Origin of the sequence: Paraburkholderia elongata (assembly GCF_013177735.1) — a bacterium.
Classification (GTDB): Bacteria; Pseudomonadota; Gammaproteobacteria; order Burkholderiales; family Burkholderiaceae; genus Paraburkholderia; species Paraburkholderia elongata.
On sequence record NZ_WOEZ01000192.1, the window covers coordinates 41,770 to 68,532 of the forward strand.

Below are 26,763 nucleotides of genomic sequence, written 5' to 3' on the forward strand. Positions count from 1 at the left end.
GCAACGCACACCTATCTAATCCGGAGACCCGAACAACCATGAACTCATCGAAGCGCGCGCGTACACGCGCACTTGTCCTCTCGTGCCTGCCGTTTGCGGGCACCGTGTTGTCAACCGGCGCGTCGGCGCAAAGCAGCGTTACGCTGTATGGCGTGGTCGATAACGCCTTCGCCTATGTCAGCAACCAGAAGGGACACTCCAACTTCTACATGAGCCAGGGCAACCTGCAGGCGAGTAAGTTCGGCCTGCTCGGTGCCGAAGACATTGGCGGCGGCACGAAGGCGATTTTCAGGCTCGAAAGCGGCTTTAACTCGCTGACTGGTGCACAAAGTAGCGCGGGATTCATTTTCAATCGACAAGCGTACGTCGGACTCACCAATGACCAATACGGGACGGTGACACTCGGCCGCCAGTACACGCCTTACTTCCAGATGGTCGGCGCACTCGGACCGACGGGCGTCTTGACGGGCGCGACAGGCGCTCACCCCGGCGACCTCGACGCGCTCGACACCACGCTGCGCCTCAACAATTCGGTTACCTATCTATCGCCGAACCTCGCCGGCTTGCAATTCAGCGCGCAGTACGGCCTGGGCGGTGTGCCGGGCAGCGTGGCCAACGGCAGCCAATTCAGCGCGGCGGTTCGCTACGACTACCAGCCGTTTGCGATCGCGGTGGGCTATGTGAAACTGAAAGATATCGCGACGAGCCAGGCGCTCGGTACCTACGCCGTCAATTCGCCGGTAAACAGTGGCTATGCGACGGCACGCAGCGCGCAGTTGTTCGCCGCAGCAGCTCGCTACATCCACCAGGACCTGATGGTCGGCGTGAACTATTCGAACGTGCAGTACGCGCCGGGCTCCGGTTCGCTGTTCACCAACGAGGGTGTGTTCAATACGTACGGCGTGATTTCCACGTACCGGATCACGCCAGCCGTGACTGTCGGCGCCGGCTACAGCTACACGCAGGCAAGCAAAGCGAATGGCATCAGCGATGCCGCGCGCTATCAGCAGATTTCGCTCGAGCAGACGTACAACCTCTCCACCCGTACCACGCTGTACGCACTGGAGGCGTATCAGCATGCGCGGGGCAAGACGTTGGTTGCGGCGGGCAGCACTGGGACGAGTATTACTGACGCAGTGGCGGTGGTCGGCGACTCGCAGAATACGACGCCGTCGTCAGGGCCGTCGCAATTCGTCGGCATGGTGGGGTTGCGGCACGCGTTTTGATGCGGATTGCGAGCTGAAAAAAACAAAACCCCGCAGAGCCTAGACTCTGCGGGGTTTGCCGCCATTGCTGGCGGAGACGGAGGGATTCGAACCCTCGATCCAGGTTTTGGCCCAGATGCTCCCTTAGCAGGGGAGTGCCTTCGACCTCTCGGCCACGTCTCCCAAACTTTCGGTTGCGCAGGGAGTCAGCGCAACGAAGCCAAGATAATAGCGGGCCGAACCGCGAAGGTCAATGTCTGCCGCACATTTTTTGTGCCAGTTTTGTCATCACCGACGCAATTTATTCACATTGGCCGGGCATCCAGCCATGCATTCGGAGATGAGGCGCTCTTGTTCGCCTCACCCCGCACCCCCTGCAGCAAATTACGCCTGATCCAGTTCGAACGCCTTATGCAGCGCGCGCACGGCGAGTTCCATGTATTTCTCGTCGATCAGCACCGAAATCTTGATTTCGGAGGTCGAGATCATCTGGATATTGATGCCCTCTTCCGACAGCGTGCGGAACATCGTGCTCGCGATACCCACGTGCGAGCGCATGCCGACGCCAACCACCGACACCTTCGACACCTTCGGATCGCCCAGCACCTGCTCAGCCTGCACGTGACCCTTCACCTGGCCGGTGAGGATGTCCATGGCGCGCTGATAGTCGCCGCGGCCGACCGTGAACGTGAACGCCGTTTTGCCTTCGACGCTCTGGTTCTGAATGATCATGTCGACGTCGATATTCGCGTCCGCCACCGGGCCGAGAATCTGATACGCGATGCCCGGCTTGTCGGGCACACCCATCACGGCGATACGAGCTTCGTCGCGCTGGAACGCGATGCCCGAGATGACTGCTTTTTCCATGGTCTCGTCTTCTTCAAAAGTAATCAGGGTGCCCGACTTCATTTCAGCGTCGAGCGGGATGAGCGGATCGGTCAGGCTCGACAGCACGCGCGTCTTCACCTGATATTTGCCGGCGAATTCCACCGAGCGGATCTGCAGCACCTTGGAACCCAGGCTTGCCATTTCCAGCATCTCTTCGAACGTCACGCGATCGAGGCGGCGCGCTTCTTCCACCACGCGCGGGTCGGTCGTGTAGACGCCGTCGACGTCCGTGTAAATCAGGCACTCGTCGGCTTTCAATGCGGCAGCGACTGCGACTGCGGACGTATCGGAACCGCCGCGGCCGAGCGTGGTGATGTGGCCGTCAGGGTCGATACCCTGGAAGCCCGTAATCACTACCACTCTGCCCGCGTCGAGATCTCGCAGCACGCGCTCGCCGTCGATTTCGCTGATGCGTGCTTTCGTGAACGCGCTATCCGTTCTGACCGGCACTTGCCAGCCGGCATAGCTGACCGCCTCGACGCCGGCTTCCTGCAGCGCGATGGCCAGCAGTCCCGAGCTGACCTGCTCGCCGGTAGCGGCGATCATGTCGAGTTCGCGCGGGCTCGGCTGAGCCGTGATTTCTTTCGCGAGAGCGAGCAAGCGGTTGGTTTCGCCGGACATCGCCGACGGCACGACGACCATCTTGTGGCCGGCCTTGTGCCATTTCGCGACGCGCTTGGCGACGTTCTTGATGCGCTCGACCGAGCCCATCGAGGTGCCGCCGTATTTATGTACGATGAGTGCCATTGTCGTTCTGAACTGGAGGATAAACCGCGCTGGCGCGCTGGAGACGACCGCACAAAAGCACAGGAGCGCAACGTCTTGTGAACGACGGCAAAGTGTGTGGCGGCGTAGATGCAGCGCGCGTGTAACACGCGCGGATTTGCCCGGGAATGATCGCTAGTGGCTTACCGGAAACGACGGATCACGCACGGAAACCGCAAAAGCGACGGCGAAATCGGGTCGGGCAAACAAGTTAAATTACCCGATCGAGCGCAAAAAGACAAGCCGAAATGCCCGTCCAATGGTCCATATTACGGCCTGAAAAGGCTTATCCGATGCGGTTTTGCGCCCTGGTCCGGAGATTCACCGGATAGATAACCCACCTGTCCGACTGGTCGGTCAGGCGATCAGCAGATCGTCGCGCCAGATGATCCTGACACGCGGCTCGGCAACATCCACCTGTTCGGGCAACGCTGCGCGGTTCAGGCCGAGCAAGGGCACGAACAGCAGGTCGTCGCCCACGAAAAGCAGCGGCACGTCGCGCTTCCATGCGGGAATGCCACGCTCCTGGAACAGGTTTTTCAGCGTACGGCTCGGGCTGCCTGGTGCAGCGCTCGTGCGCATCCGCTCGCCGCCGCTGCGCGAGCGCGCGCTCAACACTGCCCGGCGTAAAACGCTGACGGGAAACGTATCCGGATCGCCCGACGTTGCATCGGTATTGCCGCAGGCATCGCCATCGACATCGCCATCGGAAGCAGCGCCGGCATCCCCGCTCAGATTCGCCTCGACAGCGACAAACACAAAAGTGCCCCGCCATTGCGGCAAACGCCAGATCGCTTCACCCTGCCATGCGAGTTCGCTGACTGCGCGCTCGGTGAGCCCGGTTTCGTCGGCGGGTTCGCTGCTATCGCCCGCTTCCCAGTAGACGAGGCCGCGATAACTGCGCAACGCCTGCCCCGCATGATCGATACGCAGACTATGGCCCTCGCCGGCTTCCCCGACTTCGCGCAACTGGCGCAAAGCGTCGGCAAGACGCGCGGTCGATGCGGCAACGAGACCCAGCGTGCGCATCCAGTAGCGCAGCAGGTTGAGCGCACGATCGTCGTCGAGCGTGAGCAGCGCGTCATGCGATAGCGCACGGCCTTCATCGCGCACGGCTGCGTCCAGATCGATGCGCGCTAGATCGTCGAGCAGACGTTGCGCCGATGCCGCATGCGCGGCCGTGCGCGCGAGTGCGTCGCGAAAACCAGGAAAGTGGACGGCCAGCGCCGGTGTCACCTCGTGGCGCAATGCGTTGCGCGCGTAACGTGTGTCCGCGTTCGATTCGTCGTCGATCCAGCGCAGAGCGCGGGCGCTCGCATACTGCTCGAGTTGCGCACGCAGCAGGTGCAGTAAAGGTCTCATGCGCACCGCGGAGGCACCCGCCGGCAAGTACTCGGGCGCCATCGCAGCCAGACCCGCGAGGCCCGCGCCGCGCAGCAGTTGCAACAGCACCGTCTCGGCCTGATCGTCAGCGTGTTGCGCGAGCCATAGTGTGTGAATGCCGCGTGTTGCGCACATTGCGTCGAGCGCGCGATAACGCGCATCGCGCGCAGCGGCCTCGACACTCACGCCCGGGTCACGCGGCACCTCGACGCGCTGCGCCGCGAATTCGACACCACGTTCCCGTGCAAACTCTTCGCAGTGCGCGAGCCACTCGTCTGCGTGAGCGCTGAGGCCATGATGCACATGCAGCGCGACGCAACGCGACGCACCCGCGACACGCACCGCCGCATCGAGCAACACGCTCGAATCGACGCCGCCGCTGAACGCCACCGCAATGCCCACGTTCGCAGGCAGCGCGGACAGCGCCACGCCGACCGCCTCGAGAACGAGGCGGTCGGCGGGCGAATCTGCGGTGGGAGTCACGTCACTAGCGCGTAAAGCGCCGAAGGACGAAAGAAAACGCGCGCGGGCTTAAGCACCCGGCGTCGTTTCCTTGAACTTGCCGTACGACATCAACCGTTCGAAACGGCGTTGACGCAGGTCGTTGATGCTCATGCCCTGGAACTGACGCAGCGAATCGGCAAGCGCACGGCGCAGCATGGCGGCCATGCCCTTCGGATCGCGATGCGCGCCGCCGAGCGGCTCGTTGACGATCTTGTCGATCAGACCGAGCGCTTTCAGACGATGCGCGGTCAGGCCGAGCGCTTCCGCGGCTTCCGGCGCTTTCGCGGCGCTCTTCCACAGGATCGACGCGCAACCTTCCGGCGAAATCACCGAATAGGTCGAGAACTGCAGCATCAGCACGCTGTCGCCGACGGCAATCGCGAGCGCGCCGCCCGAGCCGCCTTCACCGATGATCGTAGCGATCAGCGGCGTCTTCAGCTCAGCCATCACGTATAGATTGCGGCCGATCGCTTCGGACTGGCCGCGCTCTTCCGCGCCGATACCCGGGTATGCGCCCGGCGTATCGATGAACGTGAAGATCGGCAAGCTGAACTTCTCGGCGAGACGCATCAGGCGTTCGGCCTTGCGATAGCCTTCCGGACGCGGCATGCCGAAGTTGCGCAGCGCGCGCTCCTTGGTGTCGCGGCCCTTCTGATGGCCGATCACCATGCAGGCCTGGCCGTTGAAGCGCGCGAGGCCGCCGACGATCGACAGGTCGTCCGCATAGTTGCGGTCGCCGTGCAGTTCGTGGAAATCGGTGAATAGCTCGTTCACGTAATCGAACGTGTACGGGCGTTGGGGGTGTCGGGCGATTTGCGAAACCTGCCACGGGGTGAGGTTCGCGTACAGATCTTTGGTGAGCTGTTGACTCTTCTTGGACAGCCGCTCGATCTCTTCCGAAATATCGACGGCCGAATCGTCCTGCACGAAGCGCAATTCTTCGATCTTCGCTTCGAGTTCAGCGATCGGCTGTTCGAAATCCAGAAAGGTGGTCTTCATTGGTTGTAATCCTTGGACTTACCAGCAGCGCGTATTCTAACCGCGCTCGCCGATGTCAAAACCATCTCGCAACTATCAATCTTTGACAATTGATAGTTTTTGAAACAGCATCGCTTCTTATTCTTTAGTAGTCGACCGGTAACGGATCGAGACTACGCCACATATACCAGGTTGCGACGGTGCGCCACGGCTCCCAGTTTGCCGCAACCTCACGCGCCTCGCTGCGCGTAACCGGCTCGCCGCTAAAGTAATTGACGCTGATCGCGCGGATCAGGCCGAGGTCGTCGAGTGGCAGCACGTCCGGGCGCGACAGATTGAAGATCAGGAACATTTCCGCGGTCCAGCGGCCGATGCCACGGATCTGCGTGAGTTCGGCGATCACCGCCTCGTCGTCCATCGAGGTCCACTTGCCGACGTGCAACGCGCCCGACACGAAGTGCTGCGCGAGATCGAGTACGTATTCGGCCTTACGCTTGGACAGCCCGCACGCGGTCAGCTTGTCCTGACCGAGTTTGATGAACTGCTGCGGCACGAGCTTCGGACATGCCGCCTCGACTTTCGCCCAGACGGCTTGCGCGGATGCCACCGAAATCTGCTGCCCGACCACCGAACGCGCGAGCGTGACGAACGGATCGCCACGGCTCAGCAGATGCACCGGGCCGAACTTCGGAATCAGCTTCTTCAGAATACGGTCGCGCTTGACGAGGTCCGCGCACGCCTTGTCCCAATACGCCGGACGGGTGACTTCAGGCGTGAGGCCGCCGATCTGCACCGGCACCGCGAGTTCAGCCGCACCCATTGCTTCGCCGCCCGCACTCGATGACGCGCGCGTCTTGCGCACGACTTCGCCGTCGTGCCCTTCGTGCGTAATGCGCGCGAGTTCCTGCACGCCGCCGGCGAGTTCGGCAGGCAACGCGCCATTGCCTTTTGCACGCGGTGCTTTGGCGCGCTTCGAAGCGGGCGCGTGCGCCGACGCGCCGTTCAGCGCGCGCTTGACCGCGGCCTTCTTAGCTACGCCCGCCCCTGCGCGTGCGCCTGTCTTCGCCGCCGCCCCGGCGGCTTTCGACGATGCTTTCTTTACCGCGCCGCTGTCCGCACGAGCCGACGTTCGTGTCGACTTTGCTGCGGCTGCCGCGTTTGTTTGAGACGTGGCTCGTTTAGCCGGCGTCTTCGTGGCCGTTGCCATCCTGCCTCCTGCCTGGCGAGTCGATCAAAGCGAAGTACGAGGTGCGCTCACACGCGCCGCCACTCAGTCAACCCGCCGGGTTTGTCTTCAAGTGCAACGCCGGCCTCGAGCAATTCGGCCCGGATCCGGTCTGCTGCCGCATAATCTTTCGCCTGCTTGGCGGCCACGCGCGCGGCGATCTTCGCTTCGATCGCGGCGGCGTCGAGCGCGCCTTCTGCGGCGGCGCCCGCAGCCTGCTGCAGGTATGCACGCGGCTCTCGGCCGAGCAACCCGAGCAAAGCGCCGAGCGAGCGCAATTGACGGGCCAGCGCGGGGTCGCGCGTGCGGTTCACTTCAGTTGCCAACTCGAACAACACCGACACTGCGACCGGCGTGTTGAAGTCGTCGTTCATTGCTGCCTGGAAACGCTGCGCATGCGCTTCGTTCCAGTCGAGCTCCGCGCCATCCGGCGTGACGTCTTTCAGCGCGGTGTACAAACGTGCGAGGGCACTGCGGGCGTCGTCGATATGGACGTCGCTGTAATTCAACGGCGAACGGTAATGCGCACGCGCGATAAAAAACCGCACGACCTCGGCATCGTACAGCGCCAATACTTCGCGGATCGTAAAGAAATTGTTCAACGACTTCGACATCTTCTCATTGTCGATCTGTACGTAGCCGTTGTGCATCCAGTAATTGACGAAGGTTTGTCCGGTCGCGCCTTCGCTTTGTGCAATCTCGTTCTCGTGGTGCGGAAACTGCAGGTCCTGACCGCCGCCATGAATGTCGAAATGTTCGCCGAGCAACGTGCAACCCATGGCCGAGCATTCGATATGCCAGCCCGGACGGCCGCGCCCGTACTTCGACTCCCAACCGGTGTCAGCCGGTTCGTCCGGCTTCGCCTGCTTCCACAGCACGAAGTCGAGCGGGTCCTGCTTCGCGTCGTTCGCGGCGACGCGTTCGCCGGCGCGCAGGTCTTCGAGCGACTTGCCCGACAGCTTGCCGTAGCCCGCGAACTTGCGCACCGCGTAGTTCACGTCGCCGTCGCCCGCCTGATATGCATAACCGTTCGCCTCGAGCTTCTCGATCATGCCAAGCATCTGCGGGATGAAATCAGTGGCGCGCGGCTCCAGATCGGGCCGCTCGATGCCGAGCGCGTCCGCGTCTTCATGCAACGCCTTGATGAAGCGGTCGGTCAGCGACTTGATCGTTTCGCCGTTCTCGACTGCGCGCCGGATGATCTTGTCATCGATGTCCGTGATATTGCGAACGTAGGTCACGTAGTAACCGAGCGTGCGCAACCACCGCTGCACGATGTCGAACACGACCATCACCCGCGCATGACCGACGTGACAATAGTCGTACACGGTCATCCCGCAGACGTACATCCGCACGACGCCATCTTGCAGCGGCACGAAAGTTTGCTTGTCACGCGCGAGCGTGTTGTAGATGCGCAGTGATTCCATAGAGAACGGTGCGTGGGCCGAAAGAATTCCGCAATGTGTTTCGTGCTGTTTCGTGCATGAGGCGCCCCGCGAGAAGACGGCGGGTGCGTTCTGTACTGCCGCTCTGTACTACAGCACGCACAGCAGCAAACCGGTGCACCTGGTGCGGCGGTCAGGCTGCGATCAAGGCGGAGACGACCACGAGTGGCGAAAAGACAGTTTGCGGTTCGACGGAACGCGCAGACCTTTTGTTAGAATGGGTCGGAGTATAACATCCAGACCTGAGCCTATGAAACCTTCCAGCGGCCGCGCGCGCAGCGCTGCGACCCTCGCCGCGACGGCATTCTGCGCCGTCGCCCTCACGGTCTTGCCGGGTGCTGCCGCGTACGCGCAGAAAGCCGCCACGATGCCGCAGGGCCCCGCCGTGCGTGACAACACGCCGGAGATCGACGCGTCGATTGCGCAGAAAAACTGGCAAGCCTCGCTCTCCCAGCTCGACGCGCGCATCGCCTCGAATCCGCGCGACGCGCAAGCAAAGTTCAAGCGTGGCACGGTGCTGGCCCACCTGAATCGCGACGACGAGGCGATCACCGCGTTCACCGAACTCACGCAAATGTACCCCGAGCTGCCCGAGCCGTATAACAACCTGGCGGCGCTCTACGCGAAGCACGGCCGTTATGCCGAAGCACGCGCCGCGCTCGAAACGGCGACCAAGGTGAATCCGGGCTACGGTCTCGCGTACGAGAATCTCGGCGACCTGTATCTGCGCATGGCCAACGAAGCGTACCGTCGCGCGCAGAGCCTCGGCAAAGCAAGCGCTACGACCACGCAGCGCCTCGCGGACATCCAGAACGTCATCTCGCCGCCCAAAGCCAAAACACCGGTGAAAAAAGCCGCCGCCACGCCGAACGAGGCCAGTGCCCCGCGCTCCTCCGCCGACATGACGCAAACGCCAAGCTTCCAGTTCGGCGGCGCGAACGGCTCGCTTGCGATGCCACCTTATATGGCGCCGTCGCAGTAAGGCCGCCACAATTTTCGCCAATACGTTTTTTCCAACCCTGAGGATTTTCATGAAATGGTTGATGTTGGCGCTCGGCAGCGCCGCCCTGATCGCAAACGCCCCCGCCTTTGCCCAGTCCGGTTCGCAGGCCGCGCATCCGTCCGTCCTCTTCAAGACAACGGAAGGTGACATCCGCGTCGAGCTGTATCCTGAGAAAGCGCCGAAAACCGTCGCCAACTTCCTCGACTACGTGAATTCAGGCCAGTACAGCGGCACGATTTTCCATCGCGTGATTCGCGGCTTCATGATTCAGGGCGGCGGTTATACGCAGAGCTTTGCTGAGAAGCCCACGCGCGCGCCGATTCCGCTCGAAAGCCGTAACGGTCTGAAGAACGCCGCCGGCACGCTCGCCATGGCGCGCACCAGCGATCCGAACTCGGCCACCGCGCAGTTCTTCATCAACACGGTGGACAACGCCGGCCTCGACTATCCGAATCCGGACGGCAACGGCTACGCGGTGTTCGGCAAGGTCACGAGCGGCATGGACGTCGTGAAGAAGATCGAAGGCACGCCCACCACCACGCGCGGCCCGATGAGCGACGTGCCGCAAAAGCCGATCGTGATCGAATCGGCCACGGTTGTCGGCAAGTAACAGAAAGAAGCAGAACAAAGCAGAACGAAAAGCAGCACTGAAACGGCACGAATAGCACTTGGCAAGCGGCACAGGAAGTCAACGCTAAATCTACGCACCCGGCGCGGCCCGTCGTCATCGCATCTCATATGACGAGCGGCCGCGCCTTTTACCCACCCCGTTCATCAAAGGATTCCATCATGGTTGAACTGCACACGAACCACGGCGTCATCAAACTCGAACTGGACGCTGAGAAGGCGCCGAAGTCGGTTGAGAACTTCCTCAACTACGTGAAGGCCGGTCACTATGACAACACGGTGTTCCACCGCGTGATCGACGGCTTCATGATCCAGGGCGGCGGTTTCGAACCCGGCATGAAGCAGAAGCCGACGGCTGAGCCGATCACCAACGAAGCGAACAACGGTCTGAAGAACGTCAACGGCTCGATCGCGATGGCTCGTACGAACGATCCGCATTCGGCGACCGCGCAATTCTTCATCAACGTGAACGACAACGACTTCCTGAACCACTCGTCGCCGACGCCGCAGGGCTGGGGCTACGCCGTGTTCGGCAAGGTCGTCGAAGGCATGGACATCGTCGAGAAGATCAAGAAGGTCAAGACGGGTTCGAAGGGCTTCCATCAGGACGTGCCGGCCGACGACGTCGTGATCGAAAAAGCGGTAATCGTCGACTAAGCGTCCGATAAGGGCCAACCCGTTTGAACTGACATCAGGCACCTTCAATGCTGCAAGAAACACCGCTGCGAAGCGTCGCCGCGGGCGTGCCTGGCGAGGGCAAACGCCCGCACGCCGCACGCCCGTTTTTTTTCCTCTCCGATATTCATCTGAGCGAGGCGATCCCGCGCACGGTCGCCGCGTTCGAGCACTTCATTCGCGTCACGGCCGAGCAGGCGGATTCGGTTTTCATTCTCGGCGATCTGTTCGAGTACTGGATCGGCGACGACATGCTCGTCGAGCCATTCGTCGCGCGGATGGCAGCGTTGTTGCATACGTTGTCGGAGCGCGGCATCGCGCTCTACATCATGCACGGCAATCGCGATTTTCTGCTTGGCAAGCGCTTCATGAAAGCGGCCGGCGCGATCTGGTTGCCCGATCCGTTCGTGATCACCGCATTCGGCACACGTGTCACCCTCGCGCATGGTGACGGCCTCTGCACCGCGGATCGCGGCTATCAATATTTCCGGCGCTTTGCGCGCAGCCGTTTCGCGCAGATGCTGTTTCTCGCGTGGCCGTTTCGCTGGCGCCAGGCGCTTGCGGAGAACATGCGTTCGAAAAGCGAGCAAGGCCGCCAACGGCCGGTTTCGCCAAAGTATGACGTGACGAAGAAAGCCGTCGCTGCGTTATTCAAGTCGTCGAAAACGGCCACGATCATTCACGGGCACACGCATCGTCCGGCGCGGCATCACGAGCCGGACGGCATGCGCTGGGTTTTGCCGGATTGGGATCTCGACCACGGCGAGCGCCGTGGCGGTTATCTGCGGATCGATGCGGAAGGGATTCGGGCGTTGCCGCTGGATTGATTAGCGCTCCGCCACCACCCCTTCCACCTTTCCTGAAATCGCGGCCGACAGGCGCCGCAAATCGAGCAGCGCCGCATCGGCGCCTTGCAGCCCTTCCAGACTTGTTCCCAGCCGCTCCAGCGCGTCGACGATTTCGTCGATGCGCTTCGATTGCGTGGCGGCGTGATCGATCAGGCCGTGAATCGCCAGCGAGACCGGATCGTCCGCATTCGGTGTGATGCCGTATGCGCAGAATGCGTTGCTTTCGGAAGCGCGTCTGGCGTCGCGCGCGGCGCCGTCGGACTCCGCATTGGACGCAGCGGCTGAAGTCACGGCAGCCGCCGCCGGGACAATGATCCGCGCCGGATTTCCCACCGCCGTGCCGCGTGCCGGCACCGGCTTCGTGACCACGGCATTCGAGCCGATCTTCGCGTCCGCGCCAATCGTAAAGCCGCCGAGCACCTTCGCCCCCGCCCCGACGATCACGCCGCGCTCGAGCGTCGGATGGCGCTTCGCACCGCGCGTGAGCGACGTGCCGCCGAGCGTCACGCCCTGGTAAATCGTGCAGTCGTCGCCGATTTGCGCCGTCTCGCCAATCACGACGCCCATGCCGTGATCGATGAACACGCGGCGGCCCAGCGTCGCGCCTGGATGGATTTCGATGCCGGTCATGAAACGCGCCATCTGCGAGATGAAACGCGCGAGCCAGCGGCGTTTAGCCCGCCAGCATGCGTGCGCGAGCCGGTGCAGCACGAGCGCGTGCAGACCCGGGTAACACGTAAGGACTTCCCAGGCGCTGCGGGCGGCGGGATCGCGCTCGCGGATCGTGGCAATGTCTTCGCGAAGTCTCGTGAACATGGCAGGGACTGTGTCGTGGGGGAAAAGACCGCGTGCGCGAAACACCACGCACGGCGGATGCTTGCCGCATAGCAGATCGGCAGCTTTGCTTAGAACGTTTCGAGCGATTGTAGGACGACTGCGCGAAATCTGCCGGAAGCCCACGCTAGCGGCAAGGTCGTCGGTGGCGGGGCGATTGGGGCGCCGGAGGGTTGAAGCTTGGGGGGCCACTCGGCCGCCGTTAAGGCCCGCGCCCCTTAAGAAGCGTCGTCGCCCGGCGGTTTGGTCTTCAGCAGAATATGCTTGGCGATGCCGCGCACGATATTCACTTCCTCTCGCTCCAGCCCGGAACGCGCGAACAGGCGCCGCAAACGCGACATCAGCTTTTTCGGATTGGCCGGATCGAGAAACTCGAGCGCCACCAGCGCACTTTCCAGATGCGCATACATGCTTTCGATTTCGTCGCTCGCCGCCCGAGCGCCAACCGGCTCGCCCTGCCCTGCGGACGCTTGAGCCGCAGCAGGTGCTACGGGCGTTGCCTCTCCATCTGACAAATAGGCCGTGCGCAATTCATACGCCAACACCTGCACAGCCTGCGCAAGATTGAGCGAGCTGTAGGCCGGATTGGCCGGAATATGCGCAAGCGCGCTACAACGCTCGACGTCCTCATTCGACAAACCCGTGCGCTCATTGCCGAACACCAGCGCGATCTCGCCATGCATCGCCTGTTCATGCGCGGCACCGGCCGCGGCACGCGGCGTCCATTGCGGCGGCCCGTATTCGCGCAGCCGTGCGGTCAGCGCGATCGACCAATGCACGCCGCTCAATGCGTCGGCAAGCGTCGGCACAACGTGCGCAGATGCCAGCACGTCGTCGGCGCCGCTCGCCATGGCGATGGCTTCCGGATCGCTTTGCACGTGCGGCACGCGTGGCGACACCAGCACGAGGCGCGAGAAACCCATGGTTTTCAGCGCGCGCGCCGCGGCGCCGACGTTGCCGGGATGGCTGGGCTCGACGAGCACGAAGCGCGTCGACGTAAAACCGCCGCGCAGGTCCGCCACGGCGGGATCGGAAGAATGGTGGGTGTGGTCCACGATGAAACTCGGCAAGCTAAAGAACGCGTATGGTAGCGCCAACCCACGCATCGGCGCCGAATTGCGCGCGAACTGCGCGTGAGTTGCGCCTGACAACCGCACAAAACCCGCGCCAATCGGCTGTCCTCCAGCGCGCCGCACAGCAACCGCTGCCGCGGCGCCCAGACTCAGGTAAAATACCGATATTCGCGCCCGGCTTTGCACGGGCGCTTCGTTCTTATTCAATTCGTCTCCGTCGGCGGAATGCGCACCGGTCCTTTATCGGACGTGCGTTCCGTGCTGTTTCCGCGCCCCTTGATGGCGCTCAATTAGCGCTCATCCCGCGCTCATTTACCGGTAAGCAGCCGTGCTGCCCCGGCACAAGGATCCAGTCTCATGCATCCCATGCTCAATATCGCTGTGAAGGCCGCGCGCCGCGCAGCCCAGATCATCAACCGCGCGTCGCTCGACCTCGATCTCATCCAGGTCAGCAAGAAACAGCACAACGATTTCGTCACGGAGATCGACAAAGCGTCTGAAGCGGCGATCATCGATACGCTCAAGACAGCCTACCCCGATCACGCCATCCTCGCTGAAGAATCCGGCAAGTCGGACAACGAGTCCGAATATCAGTGGATCATCGATCCGCTCGACGGCACCACCAATTTCATCCACGGTTTCCCGTATTACTGCGTGTCGATCGCGCTCGCCCACAAGGGCATCGTGACGCAGTCCGTGGTCTACGATCCGACCCGCAATGACCTGTTCACCGCTTCGCGCGGCCGCGGCGCGTTCCTGAACGACCGCCGCATCCGTGTCGCCAAGCGCGACCGCCTCGCTGACGGCCTGATCGGCACCGGTTTCCCGTTCCGCGAAAAGGACAGTCTCGAAGCGTACGGCCGCCAGTTCGCAGAAATGACCGAAGCCTGCGCCGGCCTGCGCCGTCCGGGCGCCGCCGCGCTCGATCTGGCCAACGTCGCCGCGGGCCGTATGGACGGCTTCTTCGAGCAAGGCCTGAGCCCGTGGGACGTCGCCGCAGGCAGCCTGCTGATCACGGAAGCCGGCGGTCTGGTCGGCAATTACACGGGCGACTCGGATTTCCTGCACGTCGGCGAAATTGTCGCGGGCAATCCGAAGGTCTACGCGCAGATGATCCCGATCCTGTCGCGCTTCAGCCGCACGCGCCAGCAATCGGCTTAAGGTCTCCGGCGTCCGGCTTCAGGTCCGGAGCCTAAGCCCGGTATCTGGCCGGCTCTGCGCAGGCATCGGCAATATGAAAAGCGGCTTCGGCCGCTTTTTCGTTGGCGCGCCTGCATCCGGCAGGCGTTCGTGCTACAAAGCGGGAGGCCGCGCCGGCACGCTCGATCGCCGGCTGCGTTTCGCGCGTTTCTCGCAACGCCCTGCTTCGCGCCAGATTTCCGCGCAGCTTCCGATCCGCTCCATGAAAAAAGGCTTCTACACAATCATCGCGGCGCAGTTCGTTTCGTCGCTCGCGGACAATGCTCTGCTGATCGCCGCCATCGCCTTGCTATCGGTGATCCGCTCGGCCGCCTGGGTCACGCCGCTGCTGCAGATTTTCTTCACGATCTCCTACGTGTTGCTCGCCCCCTTCGTCGGCGCGTTCGCCGACGCGATGCAAAAGCGGCACGTCATGTTCGTCTCCAACGCGTTAAAGGCAAGCGGCTGCCTGATGATGATTGCCGGCGTTCATCCGATGATCGCGTACGGCGTGGTCGGCTTTGGCGCAGCCGCGTATTCACCGGCCAAATACGGCATTCTCACCGAGCTCCTGCCCGCGGAAACACTCGTCAAGGCGAACGCGTGGCTCGAATCGGCCACCGTCCTGTCGACCATTGTCGGCACGATGGTCGGCGGCGCTCTGATCAGCACCCTCGCCGATAAATTCGTCGCGCATGCGCATCTGCCGCTGATCCGCTCCTCCGCCGATCTGGCCATGTTCGCGGTGATGCTCGTGTATGCCATCGCAGCGGTGATCAACATCTTCATTCCCGACACCGGCGCGCGCTATCCGAACCGTTTGACCGAGCCGAAGAAACTGGTCGGCGACTTCTATCATTGCTTCAACGTGCTGTGGGCCGACAAGCTCGCGCAGATCGCGCTGTGGGTCACGACACTGATGTGGGGTGGCGCGGTCACGCTGCAATTGCTGGTGCTCAAATGGGCGAACGTGAACCTCGGTTTGTCGCTGTCGAAGGCCGCCGTGATGCAAGGCGTCACGGGTCTGGGCATCGCCGTCGGTGCGGCTGCCGCGGCCGCGCTGATTCCGTTGCGCAATTCGCTACGCGTGCTGCCGATCGGCATCCTCACCGGCGCGGTCGCGATCGCGGTGGCGTTCTACAACAAGGATCTGTTTCCAGCAGGCGCCGGCATTCGTATCGGCTCGTATGTCCTGCCGATCTATATCCTGCTCGCCTATCCTTTGATGATTCTGCTCGGCGCGCTGTCCGGCTTTTTTATCGTGCCGATGAACGCGATACTCCAGCATCGCGGCGCGACGCTGCTCTCCGCGGGCCATTCGATCGCGGTACAGAATTTCAACCAGAATCTGGCCGTGCTGCTGATGCTCGGCGCCTACGCACTGCTGCTCATCGCAAAGATGCCGGCGCAATGGATCATCGTGGTGTTCGGCAGCTTCGTCACGTTCATGATGTGGCTCGCAAAACGGCGCAGTGCCGTGAATGAGCGCACGGTGGATATGCGGGCGCTGGTGGAAGAGTAATGGCACGGCGAGCGTCGCCCGGCTCGCGCGAGAATCCGCATTGCTGCCTGAGCTGCGTTGCGGATTAGCCGTCCGGCCAGGGTCCGCTCGCCGCGTCGGCAGGTTAAACTCACGCCCTGAACAGCTAACGCAAGAAGACACCAAGGATGGGCATTCAAACCGCAGCGGCCAATGACGTCGCACAACACACGCCGATGATGCAGCAGTACCTCCGCATCAAGGCGGATCATCCGGGCACGCTAGTGTTCTATCGGATGGGTGACTTCTACGAGCTCTTTTTCGAAGATGCGGAAAAGGCTGCGCGTCTGCTCGATTTAACACTTACGCAGCGCGGCGCGTCGGCGGGCAATCCGATCAAGATGGCGGGCGTGCCGCATCACGCGGTCGAGCAGTATCTGGCCAAACTGGTGAAGCTCGGCGAATCCGTCGCGATTTGCGAGCAGATTGGCGATCCGGCTACATCGAAAGGGCCCGTCGAGCGCAAGGTCGTGCGCGTGGTCACGCCGGGCACGCTGACGGACGCAGCACTCCTGTCCGACAAGAGCGACGTCTACCTGATGGCGCTGTGCGTCGCGCATAACCGCCGTGGCGTCGCAACGAGCGTCGGGCTCGCGTGGCTGAATCTGGCGAGCGGCGCATTGCGCCTCGCCGAAGTTGCGCCCGACCAGGTGGCCGCTGCGCTCGAACGGATTCGTCCCGCGGAAATTCTCGTGGCCGATACACTGGCCGACTCCGCGAGCTGGACGCCGCCCGTCAACGCCGGCGCCCTCACCCGCGTGCCGGTCTGGCACTTCGACATCACTTCGGGCACGCAGCGTCTGTGCGATCAACTGGAAGTGGCCGGCCTCGACGGCTTCGGCGCGCATTCGCTGACAGCCGCATGCGGCGCGGCGGGTGCACTGCTGCTGTATGCGGCAGCCACGCAAGGCCAGCAATTGCGTCACGTACGCAGCCTGAAGGTCGAGTACGAGTCTGAATATATCGGGCTCGACCCCGCTACGCGCCGCAATCTCGAACTCACGGAAACGCTGCGCGGCACCGAATCACCCACGCTGTGTTCACTGCTCGACACCTGCTGCACGACGATGGGCAGCCGCCTGCTGCGTCACTGGCTGCACCATCCGCCGCGCGAAGCCGCCGTGGCGCAAGCACGTCAGCAGGCCATCGGCGCATTGCTCGACGCGCCGCCGGGCGCGAGCGTCGAAACGCTCCGCGGCGCGTTGCGGCAGATCTCCGACATCGAGCGGATTACCGGGCGTCTCGCGCTGCTGTCCGCGCGACCCCGCGATCTGTCGAGCCTGCGCGATACGTTCATCGCCTTGCCCGAGCTGCGCACGCAACTCGCGGCCGTTTCGTCCAATGCGGATTCGCTGGCGCGTATCGATGCGTCGCTGGAACCACCGCAAGCGTGCGTCGAACTGCTCCAGCGCGCGGTCGCGCAAGAGCCATCCGCCATGGTGCGCGACGGCGGCGTGATCGCCCGCGGTTACGATGCGGAACTCGATGAGTTACGAGATATTTCGGAGAACTGCGGGCAGTTCCTGATCGACCTCGAAACGCGCGAACGGGCGCGCACCGGCATCGGCAATCTGCGCGTCGAATATAACAAGGTGCACGGCTTCTATATCGAAGTCACGCGCGGCCAGACCGACAAGGTGCCGGACGATTACCGCCGCCGTCAGACGCTGAAAAACGCCGAGCGTTACATCACGCCGGAACTGAAAACGTTCGAAGACAAGGCGCTGTCCGCGCAGGAACGCGCGCTGGCTCGCGAACGCTCGCTCTACGACGCGCTGCTGCAAGCGCTGCTGCCTTTTATCCCGGACTGCCAGCGGGTCGCCTCAGCACTCGCCGAACTCGATCTGCTGGCTGCCTTCGCCGAACGCGCCCGCGCACTCGATTGGGTCGCGCCGACGTTTTCGCCGGATACCGGCATCGAAATCGAACAGGGCCGGCATCCGGTTGTCGAGGCGCAGGTCGAGCAGTTCATCGCTAACGACTGCACGCTCACGCCGGAGCGCAAACTGCTGCTGATCACCGGCCCGAACATGGGCGGTAAGTCGACCTTCATGCGGCAGACCGCGCTGATCGCCCTGCTGGCGTACGTCGGCAGCTATGTGCCAGCACGGCGCGCGGCATTCGGTCCGATCGATCGCATCTTCACGCGAATCGGCGCGGCGGACGATCTGGCCGGCGGCCGTTCCACCTTCATGGTGGAGATGACGGAAGCGGCGGCGATCCTGAACGACGCGACACCGCAAAGTCTCGTGCTGATGGACGAGATCGGGCGCGGCACCTCGACGTTCGACGGCTTGGCGTTAGCGTGGGCCATCGCGCGGCACCTGCTCTCGCACAACGGCTGTCATACGCTGTTCGCCACGCACTATTTCGAATTGACGCAATTGCCCGCCGAGTTTCCACACGCGGCCAATGTGCATCTGTCGGCAGTCGAGCACGGGCACGGCATCGTGTTCCTGCATGCGGTCAGCGAAGGCCCTGCGAATCAGAGCTACGGTTTGCAGGTCGCGCAACTGGCCGGTGTGCCGAACGCAGTGATTCGCGCGGCCCGCAAGCATCTTGCCCATCTCGAACAGCAATCGGCGGCGCAACCCGCACCGCAACTCGATCTGTTCGCGGCACCCATGCCCATGCTGGTCGAAGACGCCGACGATGAACGCGACGCCAAGCCGGAATCAGCGGCAGCATCGCCAGCCATGCAGGCGCTCGTCGAGCGTCTGCGCGCAATCGATCCGAACGATCTGCGGCCGCGCGAAGCGCTCGATCTGCTGTACGAACTGCACGAGCTGGCCGCCGCGCCAGATGCAGATCATTGACGCACACAGGCCCTTGCAGCGTCCGCGCAAACTTTGCGCGACGCTGACCGTTGCCCTCACGCTCACGGGCGGGCCTGCGTCACTTGTGTCGGTCGTGTCGCCGCTTGTGTCACTTGTGGGGCTCGTGGCGTTTGCTCCGCTCGCGCATGCCGAAGCGCCGCGCTATGCCTTCGCGGTCATCGCCAACGCGATGCAAAGCCCCGCCGACGAAGCACCCACGCAACGCCTGATCGATGCGATCAGCCGCGACCGCGCGGTATCGTTCATCGTCTACGACGGCAATCTGAAGGGCGCGAAAGAAGCCTGCCGCGATGCGTTATACGAACGGCGTCACGCGCTGCTCGAAACGTCGCGGCCCGCCCTCTTCTTCATTCCGGGTCAGCACGATTGGGCCGACTGCGGCACGGCTGAGGCCGGCGGCTTCGACCCGGTCGAGCGGCTCGATCAACTACGCCAGACCCTGTTCACCGACTCCACGTCGATGGGTCAAAACCCGATCGCATTGACGCGCGAAAGCGAAGTGTCACGCTTTCGTCCGTTCCGGGAGAACGTGCGCTGGCAGGTCGGCGATACCGTGTTTGTCGGCCTGAACGCGCCGGGTCCGAACAATCACTACCTGACTGCGGGCGGTCGCAACGGCGAGTTCGAAGATCGCGTGATCGCCAATGCATTCTGGCTCGAGCACGCCGCCGAATACGCGAAACGCCGCGACGCGCGCGCGATTGTCGTGTTCATTCAGGGGGACCCCGAACCGGAGCGTTACGAACGGCCCGATCGTTTTGCGTGGCTGCGCTTTGCTCGCAATACGCGCCGCGACGGTTTTCTGGAATTCAAACGCAGCCTTGTCAAACTCGCGCAGATTTTCCGCGGACCCGTCCTGGTGATTCATTGCGACGATGAACGCGCGAGTGCCGGCTTCGTGATCGATCAGCCGCTACGCAATGACAAGGGGATGCTGGTGACGAATCTCACACGTATCGCGTTTGCGCCGCATGATCGTCTTAACCAGTGGATTCAGATTGAAGCGGATCTCGGCAGGAAACCGCCGTTCCGCGTGAGTGTGCGCGACGTGCCGAGGCAAATGCCAATGCCCACGACACCGCCCGTGCAGCAGCGCGAAGAGCCGTCAGCTTCAATGCCGGCCGTGCCTGCGTTAGGCCCCGCTTCCGAGTTGCCGCCGTTGTTGCAAACGCCCGGGCAGCCACAACCGCTCCAGCAGCAACCCGACTCCCAGCAGCACAGACCAGCGGACGACGGCAGCGGCGAGTATGGGCCCGCCATGTCCGCTCCGCCCGCCTCGGCCCCCCCGGTCGTTTCGCCGCGCGCGCCGGGTGCACCTTCAAGCGCTCCCGGCACGCCCGCAAGCTCAGTGCAGCGTGGGCCCTGACTTGTCGTCTTCGGCTTCGTCGTCATCTTCATCGAGGACTTCGAGGCCGTCGGCGCCATGCGCGTGTTCGTGCTGGATTTCGTCTTCAGTTGCCGGACGCACGTCCTTGACGGTCAGCGCGAAACGCAGCGCCATGCCGGCGAGCGGATGGTTGCCGTCGAGCACGACTTTGTCTCCTGCCACGTCGGTCACCACGTAGACGAGCGAATCGAGATCCTCATCGCCTTCTTCCGGCGTGCCTTCGAATTGCATGCCGACTTCGAGCGGTTCCGGGAAGCGATCACGCGGCTCGATCTTCACGAGATCAGGGTCGTACTCGCCGAACGCATCTTGCGGCTCGAGCTGGATCTGGGTCTCGAAGCCGGCCTCGTGGCCGTCGAGCTCTTCCTCGATCTTGGGGAACGTGCCATCATAGCCGCCGTGCAGATAGACCATCGGCTCGTCGCTTTCTTCAATCAGATTGCCCTGCGCATCCGACAGCTTGTAAGCGACCGACACGACGGTGTTCTTTGCGATTTTCATTCGATTCTCCAGAATACAACTCACATTATACGATGCCCAAGCGGCCCACTGACCACCCGGCCGATGCAGCTTCGGCACGGAAATCTTCGCCAGCTTCGAAGCCGGCGCTCCCTGGCCTCCCGCCCTCGCCCGACACGCCCACGCCTTTGCTCGGCAATCTGACACCGTCGCAATTCATGCGCCGGTACTGGCAGAAGAAGCCGCTGCTGATTCGCCAGGCGATTCCGAACGTGGAGGCGCCGCTGTCGCGCGACGAGTTTTTCGAGCTGGCCGATCAGGACGAAGTCGAAGCGCGTCTGATCACGCACTTTCGCAACAAATGGCAACTGGAGCACGGCCCGTTCGCGCCCGATGAACTGCCGTCGGTGAAGCAGCGCGCCTGGACGTTGCTCGTGCAAGGCGTGGACCTCTACGACGATCGCGCGCGTGCCTTGCTCGACCGCTTCCGCTTCGTGCCGGACGCGCGTCTGGACGACCTGATGATTTCGTATGCGAGCGATGGCGGCGGCGTCGGCCCCCACTTCGATTCTTACGATGTGTTTCTTTTGCAAGTAAAAGGCAAGCGCCGGTGGCGGATCAGCGCGCAGAAAGATCTGACGCTCCAACCGGGTTTGCCTTTGAAAGTTTTACAGCATTTCGATCCGGAACAGGAATGGCTGCTCGAGCCGGGCGATATGTTGTACCTGCCGCCGCATATCGCGCATGACGGGCTCGCCGAAGGCGAATGCATGACCTGCTCGATCGGTTTTCGCGCGCCGTCAGGGGGCGAGTTGACCGCGCAGTTCCTCTACCATTTGGCCGAGCGCGGCGACTCGGCTGCGCGCCCCGATGCGCTCTATCGCGACCCGCAACAACCCGCCGTTGACCGTCCGGCAGAACTGCCCGCCGCATTGATCGAACGAGTTGGCGCGATTCTTGCAGGAGTGAAATGGAATGAGCAGGACATTGCGTCGTTCCTTGGCACGTACCTCAGCGAACCGAAGCCGAGCGTCGTCTTTGATCCGCCGCAACGACCGCTCAATGAAGCCCGTTTCATCAGTCAGGCATCGAAGTCCGGCATTCGGCTGGACCGCAAGACTAATTTGTTGTACAACCGCCGTTTTTTCTTCCTAAATGGAGAGGAAATGCCATTTGATGGCGCAAAAAAGTGGTTGATTGACCTCGCTAATCACCGGTGTATGAGTGCGAAACGCTTTGTAACACTCTCACACGATTCGTCGGTGACAGCACTGCTTCACGAGTGGTATTGTGCGGGCTGGATACAAGTGGGCGAGCTTGCGTAACTCTGCCTGCCTGTTATACCGTACTGTGAAATTTTGTATGAGAAAGACAACGTATTGACCCCGGATTTATGGATTGTCAGTACGAAAGTGCATATAATTTCCGCCCAAGCCGTAGGGAAGATTCTAGCTCGTCAAAAGAGCGTCTCCACCAGCGGCCCAGGTCGGTGTTGGAGCACATTACCGGTATTATTTTGCGCTGTTGCTTACCTTTAACCATAAAAGGACGTGATCATGAAGAAATCCCTCCTCGTAGCATCCCTGTTGGCAGCTGTGGCACTGGCTGCATGCAACAAGAGCAGCGATCAGGCAGCTACGACTGCAGCTAGCGACGCAACGGCTGCTGCCTCGGCACCGGCTGCTGCAGCTTCGGACGCAGCAGCTGCTGCTTCGGGTGCGGCTGCTGCTGCGAGCGATGCTGCCGCTTCGGCTACGACCGCTGCTTCGGACGCAGGCGCTGCAGCTTCGGCTGCTGCTCCGGCTTCGGGCGCAAGCCAGTAAGCTGTCGCATAGGGTTCGCCTCTGGGCGAAAACTGCATCGGGAAATCACCTCGATTTCCCGGGCAGTAAAGCAAAACGCCACGGATTCACATCCGTGGCGTTTTGTCATTCAGGAGCCGCTTTTCACAGCGACATTCACCTAATCGCCTATCGAGCCGGCGTCGCGTTCTCTTCGAAGAACTCGCGCACGACTTCGATCTCACGTGTGCGCTTGAACGGCGGCAGGCTCTGCCATATGCGGCGCCCATACGGCTTGTCGACAAGACGCGTGTCGCAAATCATCAGCACGCCGCGATCGGTCTCAGCGCGGATCAGACGGCCCGCGCCCTGCTTGAGCGTGATCACGGCCTGCGGCAACTGATGGACCGCAAACGGGCTCAATCCCTTCTTCGTCAACGCATCCAGACGCGCCGACAACACGGGGTCATCGGGCGGCGCAAACGGCAGCTTGTCGATCACGACCAGCGAGAGCGCATCACCACGCACGTCCACGCCTTCCCAGAAACTCTGACTGCCCACCAGAATCGCATTGCCGTACGCACGGAAGCGGTCGAGCAATTCGGTGCGGCTCGCGTCACCCTGCACGAGCAGCGGATAGTTCCAGCCGCGCGCTTCGATGGTGTCGCGCAACTTGGCCGAGATGCGGTCCACCGCGCGCAACGTCGTGCACAACATGAATACGCCACCACCCGATGCCTCGATCGCCGGCAATGCAGCGTCGAACACGGCGTCGGTAAACATCGGCGACGAAGGCTGCGGCAAATTGCGCGGCACGTACAGAAGCCCTTGCGTCGGATAGTCGAAGGGACTCGGCAGCGTCATCGAGCGTTTTGCGTTCAGGCCCATCTGCGCCGCATAGTGCGTGAAGTCGCCCCGCACCGACAATGTCGCCGACGTGAAGATCCACGCGCGCGGCACGCCGGCGCGCTGCTTCGCGAAGATCGGCGCGACCGACAGCGGCGTTTCGTGCAACTGCACCGTATGCGCGAAGACTTCGATCCAGCGCACCTTTTCATTCGGATCGGCACGTTCGGCCTTGGCGTCCGCCGAGGCGGCGTCAGCGGCTGCGCGTTCGGTCTCGGTGGGCGGTGTCGTCCAGCCCGCAAGCACGCCTTGCAACTCGCGTGCGCGGCGCAAACAGGCGCCGATCGATTCGGCGCGCTCGGCTTGGCCGGCCAACGCGGAAGTTAGTGCGTCGAACTCCGCTTCAAGCGTCTCGAGCGCGGGGAATAACGGATGATCGTCAGGCAACTGGCCAATCGATAACCGCACCGAGTCTTCCTTGAAAGCGAGCCGCACGTCACGCGCCGCGCGTTCGAGCGTCGAGCCGAGCTTCACCCAGTCAACCGACTCGCGCGCATGACCCAGGCCCTCCGCCACGGAATCGCGCGCGAGCTCAAGAAATTGCGTGGTGGAAAGCGTCTCGCCGAAAAACAGCGTCGCGGTTTCCGGCAGTTGATGCGCTTCGTCGAAAATGATGGTGTTCGCCGTAGGCAGCAATTCAGCCATGCCCGTATCGCGCAACATGATGTCGGCGAAAAACAGATGGTGATTGACCACCACGATGTCGGCCTGCTGCGCCTCGCGGCGCGCCTGCATCACGAAGCACTCCTTGTAGTGCGGGCACTCCTGGCCTAGACAGTTTTCACGCGTGGACGTGACCATCGACCACACCGCCGCCGTTTCCGGCACGCTCGCGAGTTCGGCCTTGTCGCCGGTGCGCGTGATCTTGGCGAAGCGAATGATGTCCTGAAGATACGAGGTTTCCTGGCGCGAAGGCAGACGGCCGTTATCCGCTGTGCGCTGCAGATAGTAATGGCACAGGTAGTTCGCGCGGCCCTTGAGCATCGCCACCGAGACCGGCACGGCGAGCGCATCGCGCACGGTGGGAATGTCGCGCTGAAAGAGCTGATCCTGCAAATGCTTGGTGCCGGTGGAGACGATGACCTTGCCGCCCCACAACATGGCCGGCACGAGATACGCATAGGTCTTGCCGGTGCCTGTCCCCGCTTCCACGATCAGTGTGTTTTCGCTGCCGTCGAGACCGTTCGATTCGTCGTTATCGGGGGCCTGTGCCGCAGCATCCGTGCCCGGCGATTGCAGACGCCGCGCCGGACGCTTTTGCGCTTCGAACATCGCAGGTTCGGGCGTTGCGCGGCCCGACGCTTCCATCGCGGCCGCGACGGCGCGCGACATCTCGATCTGCGACGCACGCGAGCGATAGCCGTCGATCTGACGGGCGAGCAGGCCGTTGTCGGCGAAGATATCGTCCAGTTCGGCGACGCGGCGTGGATTCAATGATGCGGAGAGCGCAGACGCGGGAGGACGCGGCGCCAGCGTGCCGGCTCCCGGAGCGCCGGCCGCCGGAGCGTCGTCGGCCGCCATGGCGCGTGGTGAAGTTTCAAGCGGTGAATTCAAGGCAAGCGTTTCCTGCAAAGTCCGGCGCGCGCGTCCGGTTCGAGCTGCAATTGCAGCAAGATGATGGTGTCCTTGACTTTGAGTTTGCGCTTTTTCAGGCGCTGCAACTCGAAGTCGTCGATGCCGGGCTCATCCGACATTCGGTCGATCAAACGATCGAGCCCACTATGCTCCGATTCCAGCTGCAGAATACGGTCGCGAAGTGTGTCCACGGTGATGACGTGATGATGATCGCGCATGCTCGCCTCCTCTCGTAAGCGGCACAGGCTGCGTGGTGCAGCCCGATGCCTGAGGTTGCTGTCCGGCTTAAAACGCGTACGACGACGACTGCCTGGCTGCTACCCTACCAGAACCCGCTACAGCACACCTACTGTTGTTGCTGTTGCTGCTTTTGCTGTTCTTCAAGTTGCTGCTGCTGTTTCAACTGGTCCTGACGTTTCTGCTCGGCTTTCTCGGCCGCCTGCTTCTGACGGGATTCGACGTCGGCTTTGTGCTGCGCTGCATCGGCCTGCTTCTTCTCGAAGCTCTGCTGCTTCGTCACCCGCTCCTGAGCCTTTTGCGCGCCCTGCTGACGCGCTTCCTCGAGCTTGCGCTGGAAATCGCCCTGCTTCTGATCGTATGCCTGGCTGTTGGCCGCGGCTTGCGACGGACTGATGCCGCGCTGCGCCTGATCCAGCGCATGCTGTTGTTGCTTCTGCTGATAGGCTTGCGCGTTGGCGCTGCGCTGCGGCGCCTCGGCTGCGCGCTGCGCCTGATCGAGCTGGTGCTGGCGCTGCTTGTCTTCGTAGGCCTGCGCGTTACGCGCGTCGTCCGCGGCGCGTTGCGGCGCGCTAGCTTCGTCTTGTGCGCGTTTGAGCGCTGCCTGCTCGTCACGCTCGCGGGCACGCTGGACACGCTGTTCGCCGTCGAGCGCGAGCTGTTCCTTGCGAATGTCGGCCTGCACCGAGCGCATGCTGTCGCGCGCCTTGTTCAGACAGTGGTTGACGAAGAACTTACTGTAGCAATCGTGTTCGGCAACCGCGTAACGGTAGTTGTTTTCCTCGGTGCGCTGATCCAGGACTTTCTGCCGCGCGTCGAACGCGCTGTCAGGCGATGCCGCGTTATCGGCATCCCCAGCGTTGCCGACTTGACCAGCATTATCCGCACTACCCGCATTACCCGCATTACCCGCGCCCGTGCCGGTCGTGGTGTTCGTTGCGTCCGCCGCGCTCGCTGCCCGCGCGCCCGAAGCGGCTGCCGGCGCGAGACTGCCGGCGGCTCCAAGCGGCGCTGCGGATTGCTGTGCAACGGCCGGCGCGGACATGGCTAGCGTTGCGGCCATGACGCACGAGGCGCACGAAGCAAAAAATATCCCGTTGGACGGGAGCGTAGACTTGAACACGGACCGCGACGCCCACATGAGCGATATGAGCGATGTAAGCGGCGAGCGCGCCAAACGCGACGAAAAATGCGGCAATTGTGACAAGCGAGAGACCAAGCGGGAGCCCAGGCGGTTGAGGGACAAGGAGGTTGGCAACGTCGTAAATGGTCAACGGAACATGCCCGAAATTCTATCACCCTGCGGTTGAGCCCTTTGGCATTTATGGCAAAATGCCCCGCTCCAGCAACCTGGTCGCAGCGCGCACGCCCAGCGTGCACCGGCGTGCCCGACGTGGGCCCGGCGTGTG

22 protein-coding genes and 1 tRNA gene are annotated in these 26,763 nt (G+C 62.6%); 11 read left to right on the top strand and 12 right to left on the bottom strand.

From position 1 onward, the window contains the following. Window positions 1-38 precede the first annotated feature (38 nt). Complete coding sequence (locus GNZ13_RS34010) at window positions 39-1,226, top strand: porin (protein WP_172172712.1); 1,188 nt, start codon at window positions 39-41, stop codon at window positions 1,224-1,226. 68 nt (window positions 1,227-1,294) lie between these two features. On the opposite strand, the gene GNZ13_RS34015 is transcribed toward GNZ13_RS34010, so the two are convergent. The 6 genes from GNZ13_RS34015 to cysS all read right to left on the bottom strand — a co-directional run bounded on the left by GNZ13_RS34015 (window position 1,295) and on the right by cysS (window position 8,375). Then, window positions 1,295-1,388 (bottom strand) — tRNA-Ser (locus GNZ13_RS34015). A 201-nt stretch (window positions 1,389-1,589) separates the two neighbouring features. Beyond that, window positions 1,590-2,840 (bottom strand): aspartate kinase, encoded by a 1,251-nt coding sequence (locus tag GNZ13_RS34020; protein ID WP_172172714.1) that lies wholly within the window; start codon window positions 2,838-2,840, stop codon window positions 1,590-1,592. A 375-nt stretch (window positions 2,841-3,215) separates the two neighbouring features. Then, entirely contained in the window at window positions 3,216-4,724 is a 1,509-nt protein-coding gene (gene tilS / locus GNZ13_RS34025) for a tRNA lysidine(34) synthetase TilS (protein ID WP_172172716.1), read from the bottom strand. Between the two features lie 48 nt (window positions 4,725-4,772). Further along, a complete protein-coding gene (locus GNZ13_RS34030) occupies window positions 4,773-5,744 on the bottom strand; it encodes an acetyl-CoA carboxylase carboxyltransferase subunit alpha (protein ID WP_027799587.1) in 972 nt (323 codons plus the stop codon). A 124-nt stretch (window positions 5,745-5,868) separates the two neighbouring features. Then, window positions 5,869-6,930, bottom strand: coding sequence for a DNA-3-methyladenine glycosylase family protein (locus tag GNZ13_RS34035; RefSeq protein ID WP_172172718.1), 1,062 nt, complete (start codon window positions 6,928-6,930; stop codon window positions 5,869-5,871). 47 nt (window positions 6,931-6,977) lie between these two features. After that, window positions 6,978-8,375 carry a cysteine--tRNA ligase gene (gene cysS / locus GNZ13_RS34040; RefSeq protein ID WP_172172720.1) on the bottom strand — a complete coding sequence of 466 codons (1,398 nt, stop codon included), beginning with the start codon at window positions 8,373-8,375 and terminating at the stop codon, window positions 6,978-6,980. Window positions 8,376-8,643: 268 nt separating this feature from the next. Here cysS and GNZ13_RS34045 point away from each other — a divergent pair, with 268 nt between their 5' ends. From GNZ13_RS34045 to GNZ13_RS34060, 4 genes are all read left to right on the top strand, one after another. Beyond that, entirely contained in the window at window positions 8,644-9,375 is a 732-nt protein-coding gene (locus tag GNZ13_RS34045; protein WP_172172722.1) for a tetratricopeptide repeat protein, read from the top strand. Window positions 9,376-9,424: 49 nt separating this feature from the next. Further along, window positions 9,425-10,006: a peptidylprolyl isomerase gene (locus GNZ13_RS34050; protein ID WP_172172724.1), complete on the top strand. Its 582-nt coding sequence runs from the start codon at window positions 9,425-9,427 to the stop codon at window positions 10,004-10,006. Window positions 10,007-10,185: 179 nt separating this feature from the next. Beyond that, window positions 10,186-10,680: a peptidylprolyl isomerase gene (locus GNZ13_RS34055; protein ID WP_007181373.1), complete on the top strand. Its 495-nt coding sequence runs from the start codon at window positions 10,186-10,188 to the stop codon at window positions 10,678-10,680. Window positions 10,681-10,727: 47 nt separating this feature from the next. Further along, window positions 10,728-11,525: a UDP-2,3-diacylglucosamine diphosphatase gene (locus GNZ13_RS34060; RefSeq protein ID WP_172172726.1), complete on the top strand. Its 798-nt coding sequence runs from the start codon at window positions 10,728-10,730 to the stop codon at window positions 11,523-11,525. On the opposite strand, the gene cysE is transcribed toward GNZ13_RS34060, so the two are convergent. Then, entirely contained in the window at window positions 11,526-12,362 is an 837-nt protein-coding gene (cysE, locus tag GNZ13_RS34065; protein WP_172172728.1) for a serine O-acetyltransferase, read from the bottom strand. Between the two features lie 236 nt (window positions 12,363-12,598). Next, a complete protein-coding gene (locus tag GNZ13_RS34070; protein ID WP_172172802.1) occupies window positions 12,599-13,435 on the bottom strand; it encodes an RNA methyltransferase in 837 nt (278 codons plus the stop codon). Between the two features lie 375 nt (window positions 13,436-13,810). On the opposite strand from GNZ13_RS34070, the gene GNZ13_RS34075 reads away from it, so the two are divergent. From GNZ13_RS34075 to GNZ13_RS34090, 4 genes are all read left to right on the top strand, one after another. Continuing rightward, window positions 13,811-14,614, top strand: a complete 804-nt coding sequence (locus GNZ13_RS34075; protein WP_172172730.1) for an inositol monophosphatase family protein — start codon at window positions 13,811-13,813, stop codon at window positions 14,612-14,614. Between the two features lie 241 nt (window positions 14,615-14,855). After that, window positions 14,856-16,154: a lysophospholipid transporter LplT gene (lplT, locus tag GNZ13_RS34080; protein ID WP_172172804.1), complete on the top strand. Its 1,299-nt coding sequence runs from the start codon at window positions 14,856-14,858 to the stop codon at window positions 16,152-16,154. A gap of 146 nt (window positions 16,155-16,300) precedes the next feature. Then, window positions 16,301-18,988: a DNA mismatch repair protein MutS gene (gene mutS / locus GNZ13_RS34085; RefSeq protein ID WP_172172732.1), complete on the top strand. Its 2,688-nt coding sequence runs from the start codon at window positions 16,301-16,303 to the stop codon at window positions 18,986-18,988. Continuing rightward, on the top strand, window positions 18,975-20,375 hold the full coding sequence (locus tag GNZ13_RS34090; protein ID WP_172172734.1) for a hypothetical protein: 1,401 nt from the start codon (window positions 18,975-18,977) through the stop codon (window positions 20,373-20,375). Before mutS ends, GNZ13_RS34090 begins: the two co-directional genes overlap by 14 nt. On the opposite strand, the gene GNZ13_RS34095 is transcribed toward GNZ13_RS34090, so the two are convergent. Continuing rightward, on the bottom strand, window positions 20,355-20,897 hold the full coding sequence (locus GNZ13_RS34095; RefSeq protein ID WP_172172736.1) for an FKBP-type peptidyl-prolyl cis-trans isomerase: 543 nt from the start codon (window positions 20,895-20,897) through the stop codon (window positions 20,355-20,357). The genes GNZ13_RS34090 and GNZ13_RS34095 overlap by 21 nt on opposite strands. A 32-nt stretch (window positions 20,898-20,929) precedes the next feature. On the opposite strand from GNZ13_RS34095, the gene GNZ13_RS34100 reads away from it, so the two are divergent. Further along, window positions 20,930-22,180, top strand: coding sequence for a cupin domain-containing protein (locus GNZ13_RS34100; RefSeq protein ID WP_172172738.1), 1,251 nt, complete (start codon window positions 20,930-20,932; stop codon window positions 22,178-22,180). Between the two features lie 231 nt (window positions 22,181-22,411). Next, window positions 22,412-22,678: a hypothetical protein gene (locus tag GNZ13_RS34105; protein ID WP_172172740.1), complete on the top strand. Its 267-nt coding sequence runs from the start codon at window positions 22,412-22,414 to the stop codon at window positions 22,676-22,678. Between the two features lie 147 nt (window positions 22,679-22,825). Here GNZ13_RS34105 and GNZ13_RS34110 read toward each other — a convergent pair whose 3' ends face one another. The 3 genes from GNZ13_RS34110 to GNZ13_RS34120 all read right to left on the bottom strand — a co-directional run bounded on the left by GNZ13_RS34110 (window position 22,826) and on the right by GNZ13_RS34120 (window position 26,417). Further along, window positions 22,826-25,096: an ATP-dependent DNA helicase gene (locus tag GNZ13_RS34110; RefSeq protein WP_172172742.1), complete on the bottom strand. Its 2,271-nt coding sequence runs from the start codon at window positions 25,094-25,096 to the stop codon at window positions 22,826-22,828. After that, window positions 25,093-25,335, bottom strand: coding sequence for a DUF465 domain-containing protein (locus GNZ13_RS34115; RefSeq protein ID WP_172172744.1), 243 nt, complete (start codon window positions 25,333-25,335; stop codon window positions 25,093-25,095). The genes GNZ13_RS34110 and GNZ13_RS34115 overlap by 4 nt, the downstream gene beginning before the upstream one ends. Before the next feature lie 128 nt (window positions 25,336-25,463). Continuing rightward, window positions 25,464-26,417 carry a hypothetical protein gene (locus GNZ13_RS34120; RefSeq protein WP_236002316.1) on the bottom strand — a complete coding sequence of 318 codons (954 nt, stop codon included), beginning with the start codon at window positions 26,415-26,417 and terminating at the stop codon, window positions 25,464-25,466. Between the last annotated feature and the right edge of the window lie 346 nt (window positions 26,418-26,763).

Bases quoted from the DNA above. Each gene is read 5' to 3' on its own strand.
- GNZ13_RS34010 (WP_172172712.1), top strand. From the start codon at position 39: ATGAACTCATCGAAGCGCGCGCGTACACGCGCACTTGTCCTCTCGTGC.
- GNZ13_RS34030 (WP_027799587.1), bottom strand. From the start codon at position 5,744: ATGAAGACCACCTTTCTGGATTTCGAACAGCCGATCGCTGAACTCGAA.
- GNZ13_RS34050 (WP_172172724.1), top strand. From the start codon at position 9,425: ATGAAATGGTTGATGTTGGCGCTCGGCAGCGCCGCCCTGATCGCAAAC.
- GNZ13_RS34060 (WP_172172726.1), top strand. From the start codon at position 10,728: ATGCTGCAAGAAACACCGCTGCGAAGCGTCGCCGCGGGCGTGCCTGGC.
- cysS (WP_172172720.1), bottom strand. From the start codon at position 8,375: ATGGAATCACTGCGCATCTACAACACGCTCGCGCGTGACAAGCAAACT.
- GNZ13_RS34035 (WP_172172718.1), bottom strand. From the start codon at position 6,930: ATGGCAACGGCCACGAAGACGCCGGCTAAACGAGCCACGTCTCAAACA.
- GNZ13_RS34095 (WP_172172736.1), bottom strand. From the start codon at position 20,897: ATGAAAATCGCAAAGAACACCGTCGTGTCGGTCGCTTACAAGCTGTCG.
- lplT (WP_172172804.1), top strand. From the start codon at position 14,856: ATGAAAAAAGGCTTCTACACAATCATCGCGGCGCAGTTCGTTTCGTCG.
- GNZ13_RS34105 (WP_172172740.1), top strand. From the start codon at position 22,412: ATGAAGAAATCCCTCCTCGTAGCATCCCTGTTGGCAGCTGTGGCACTG.
- GNZ13_RS34115 (WP_172172744.1), bottom strand. From the start codon at position 25,335: ATGCGCGATCATCATCACGTCATCACCGTGGACACACTTCGCGACCGT.
- mutS (WP_172172732.1), top strand. From the start codon at position 16,301: ATGGGCATTCAAACCGCAGCGGCCAATGACGTCGCACAACACACGCCG.
- GNZ13_RS34075 (WP_172172730.1), top strand. From the start codon at position 13,811: ATGCATCCCATGCTCAATATCGCTGTGAAGGCCGCGCGCCGCGCAGCC.
- cysE (WP_172172728.1), bottom strand. From the start codon at position 12,362: ATGTTCACGAGACTTCGCGAAGACATTGCCACGATCCGCGAGCGCGAT.
- GNZ13_RS34020 (WP_172172714.1), bottom strand. From the start codon at position 2,840: ATGGCACTCATCGTACATAAATACGGCGGCACCTCGATGGGCTCGGTC.
- GNZ13_RS34100 (WP_172172738.1), top strand. From the start codon at position 20,930: ATGCCCAAGCGGCCCACTGACCACCCGGCCGATGCAGCTTCGGCACGG.
- GNZ13_RS34045 (WP_172172722.1), top strand. From the start codon at position 8,644: ATGAAACCTTCCAGCGGCCGCGCGCGCAGCGCTGCGACCCTCGCCGCG.
- GNZ13_RS34090 (WP_172172734.1), top strand. From the start codon at position 18,975: ATGCAGATCATTGACGCACACAGGCCCTTGCAGCGTCCGCGCAAACTT.
- GNZ13_RS34055 (WP_007181373.1), top strand. From the start codon at position 10,186: ATGGTTGAACTGCACACGAACCACGGCGTCATCAAACTCGAACTGGAC.
- GNZ13_RS34120 (WP_236002316.1), bottom strand. From the start codon at position 26,417: ATGGCCGCAACGCTAGCCATGTCCGCGCCGGCCGTTGCACAGCAATCC.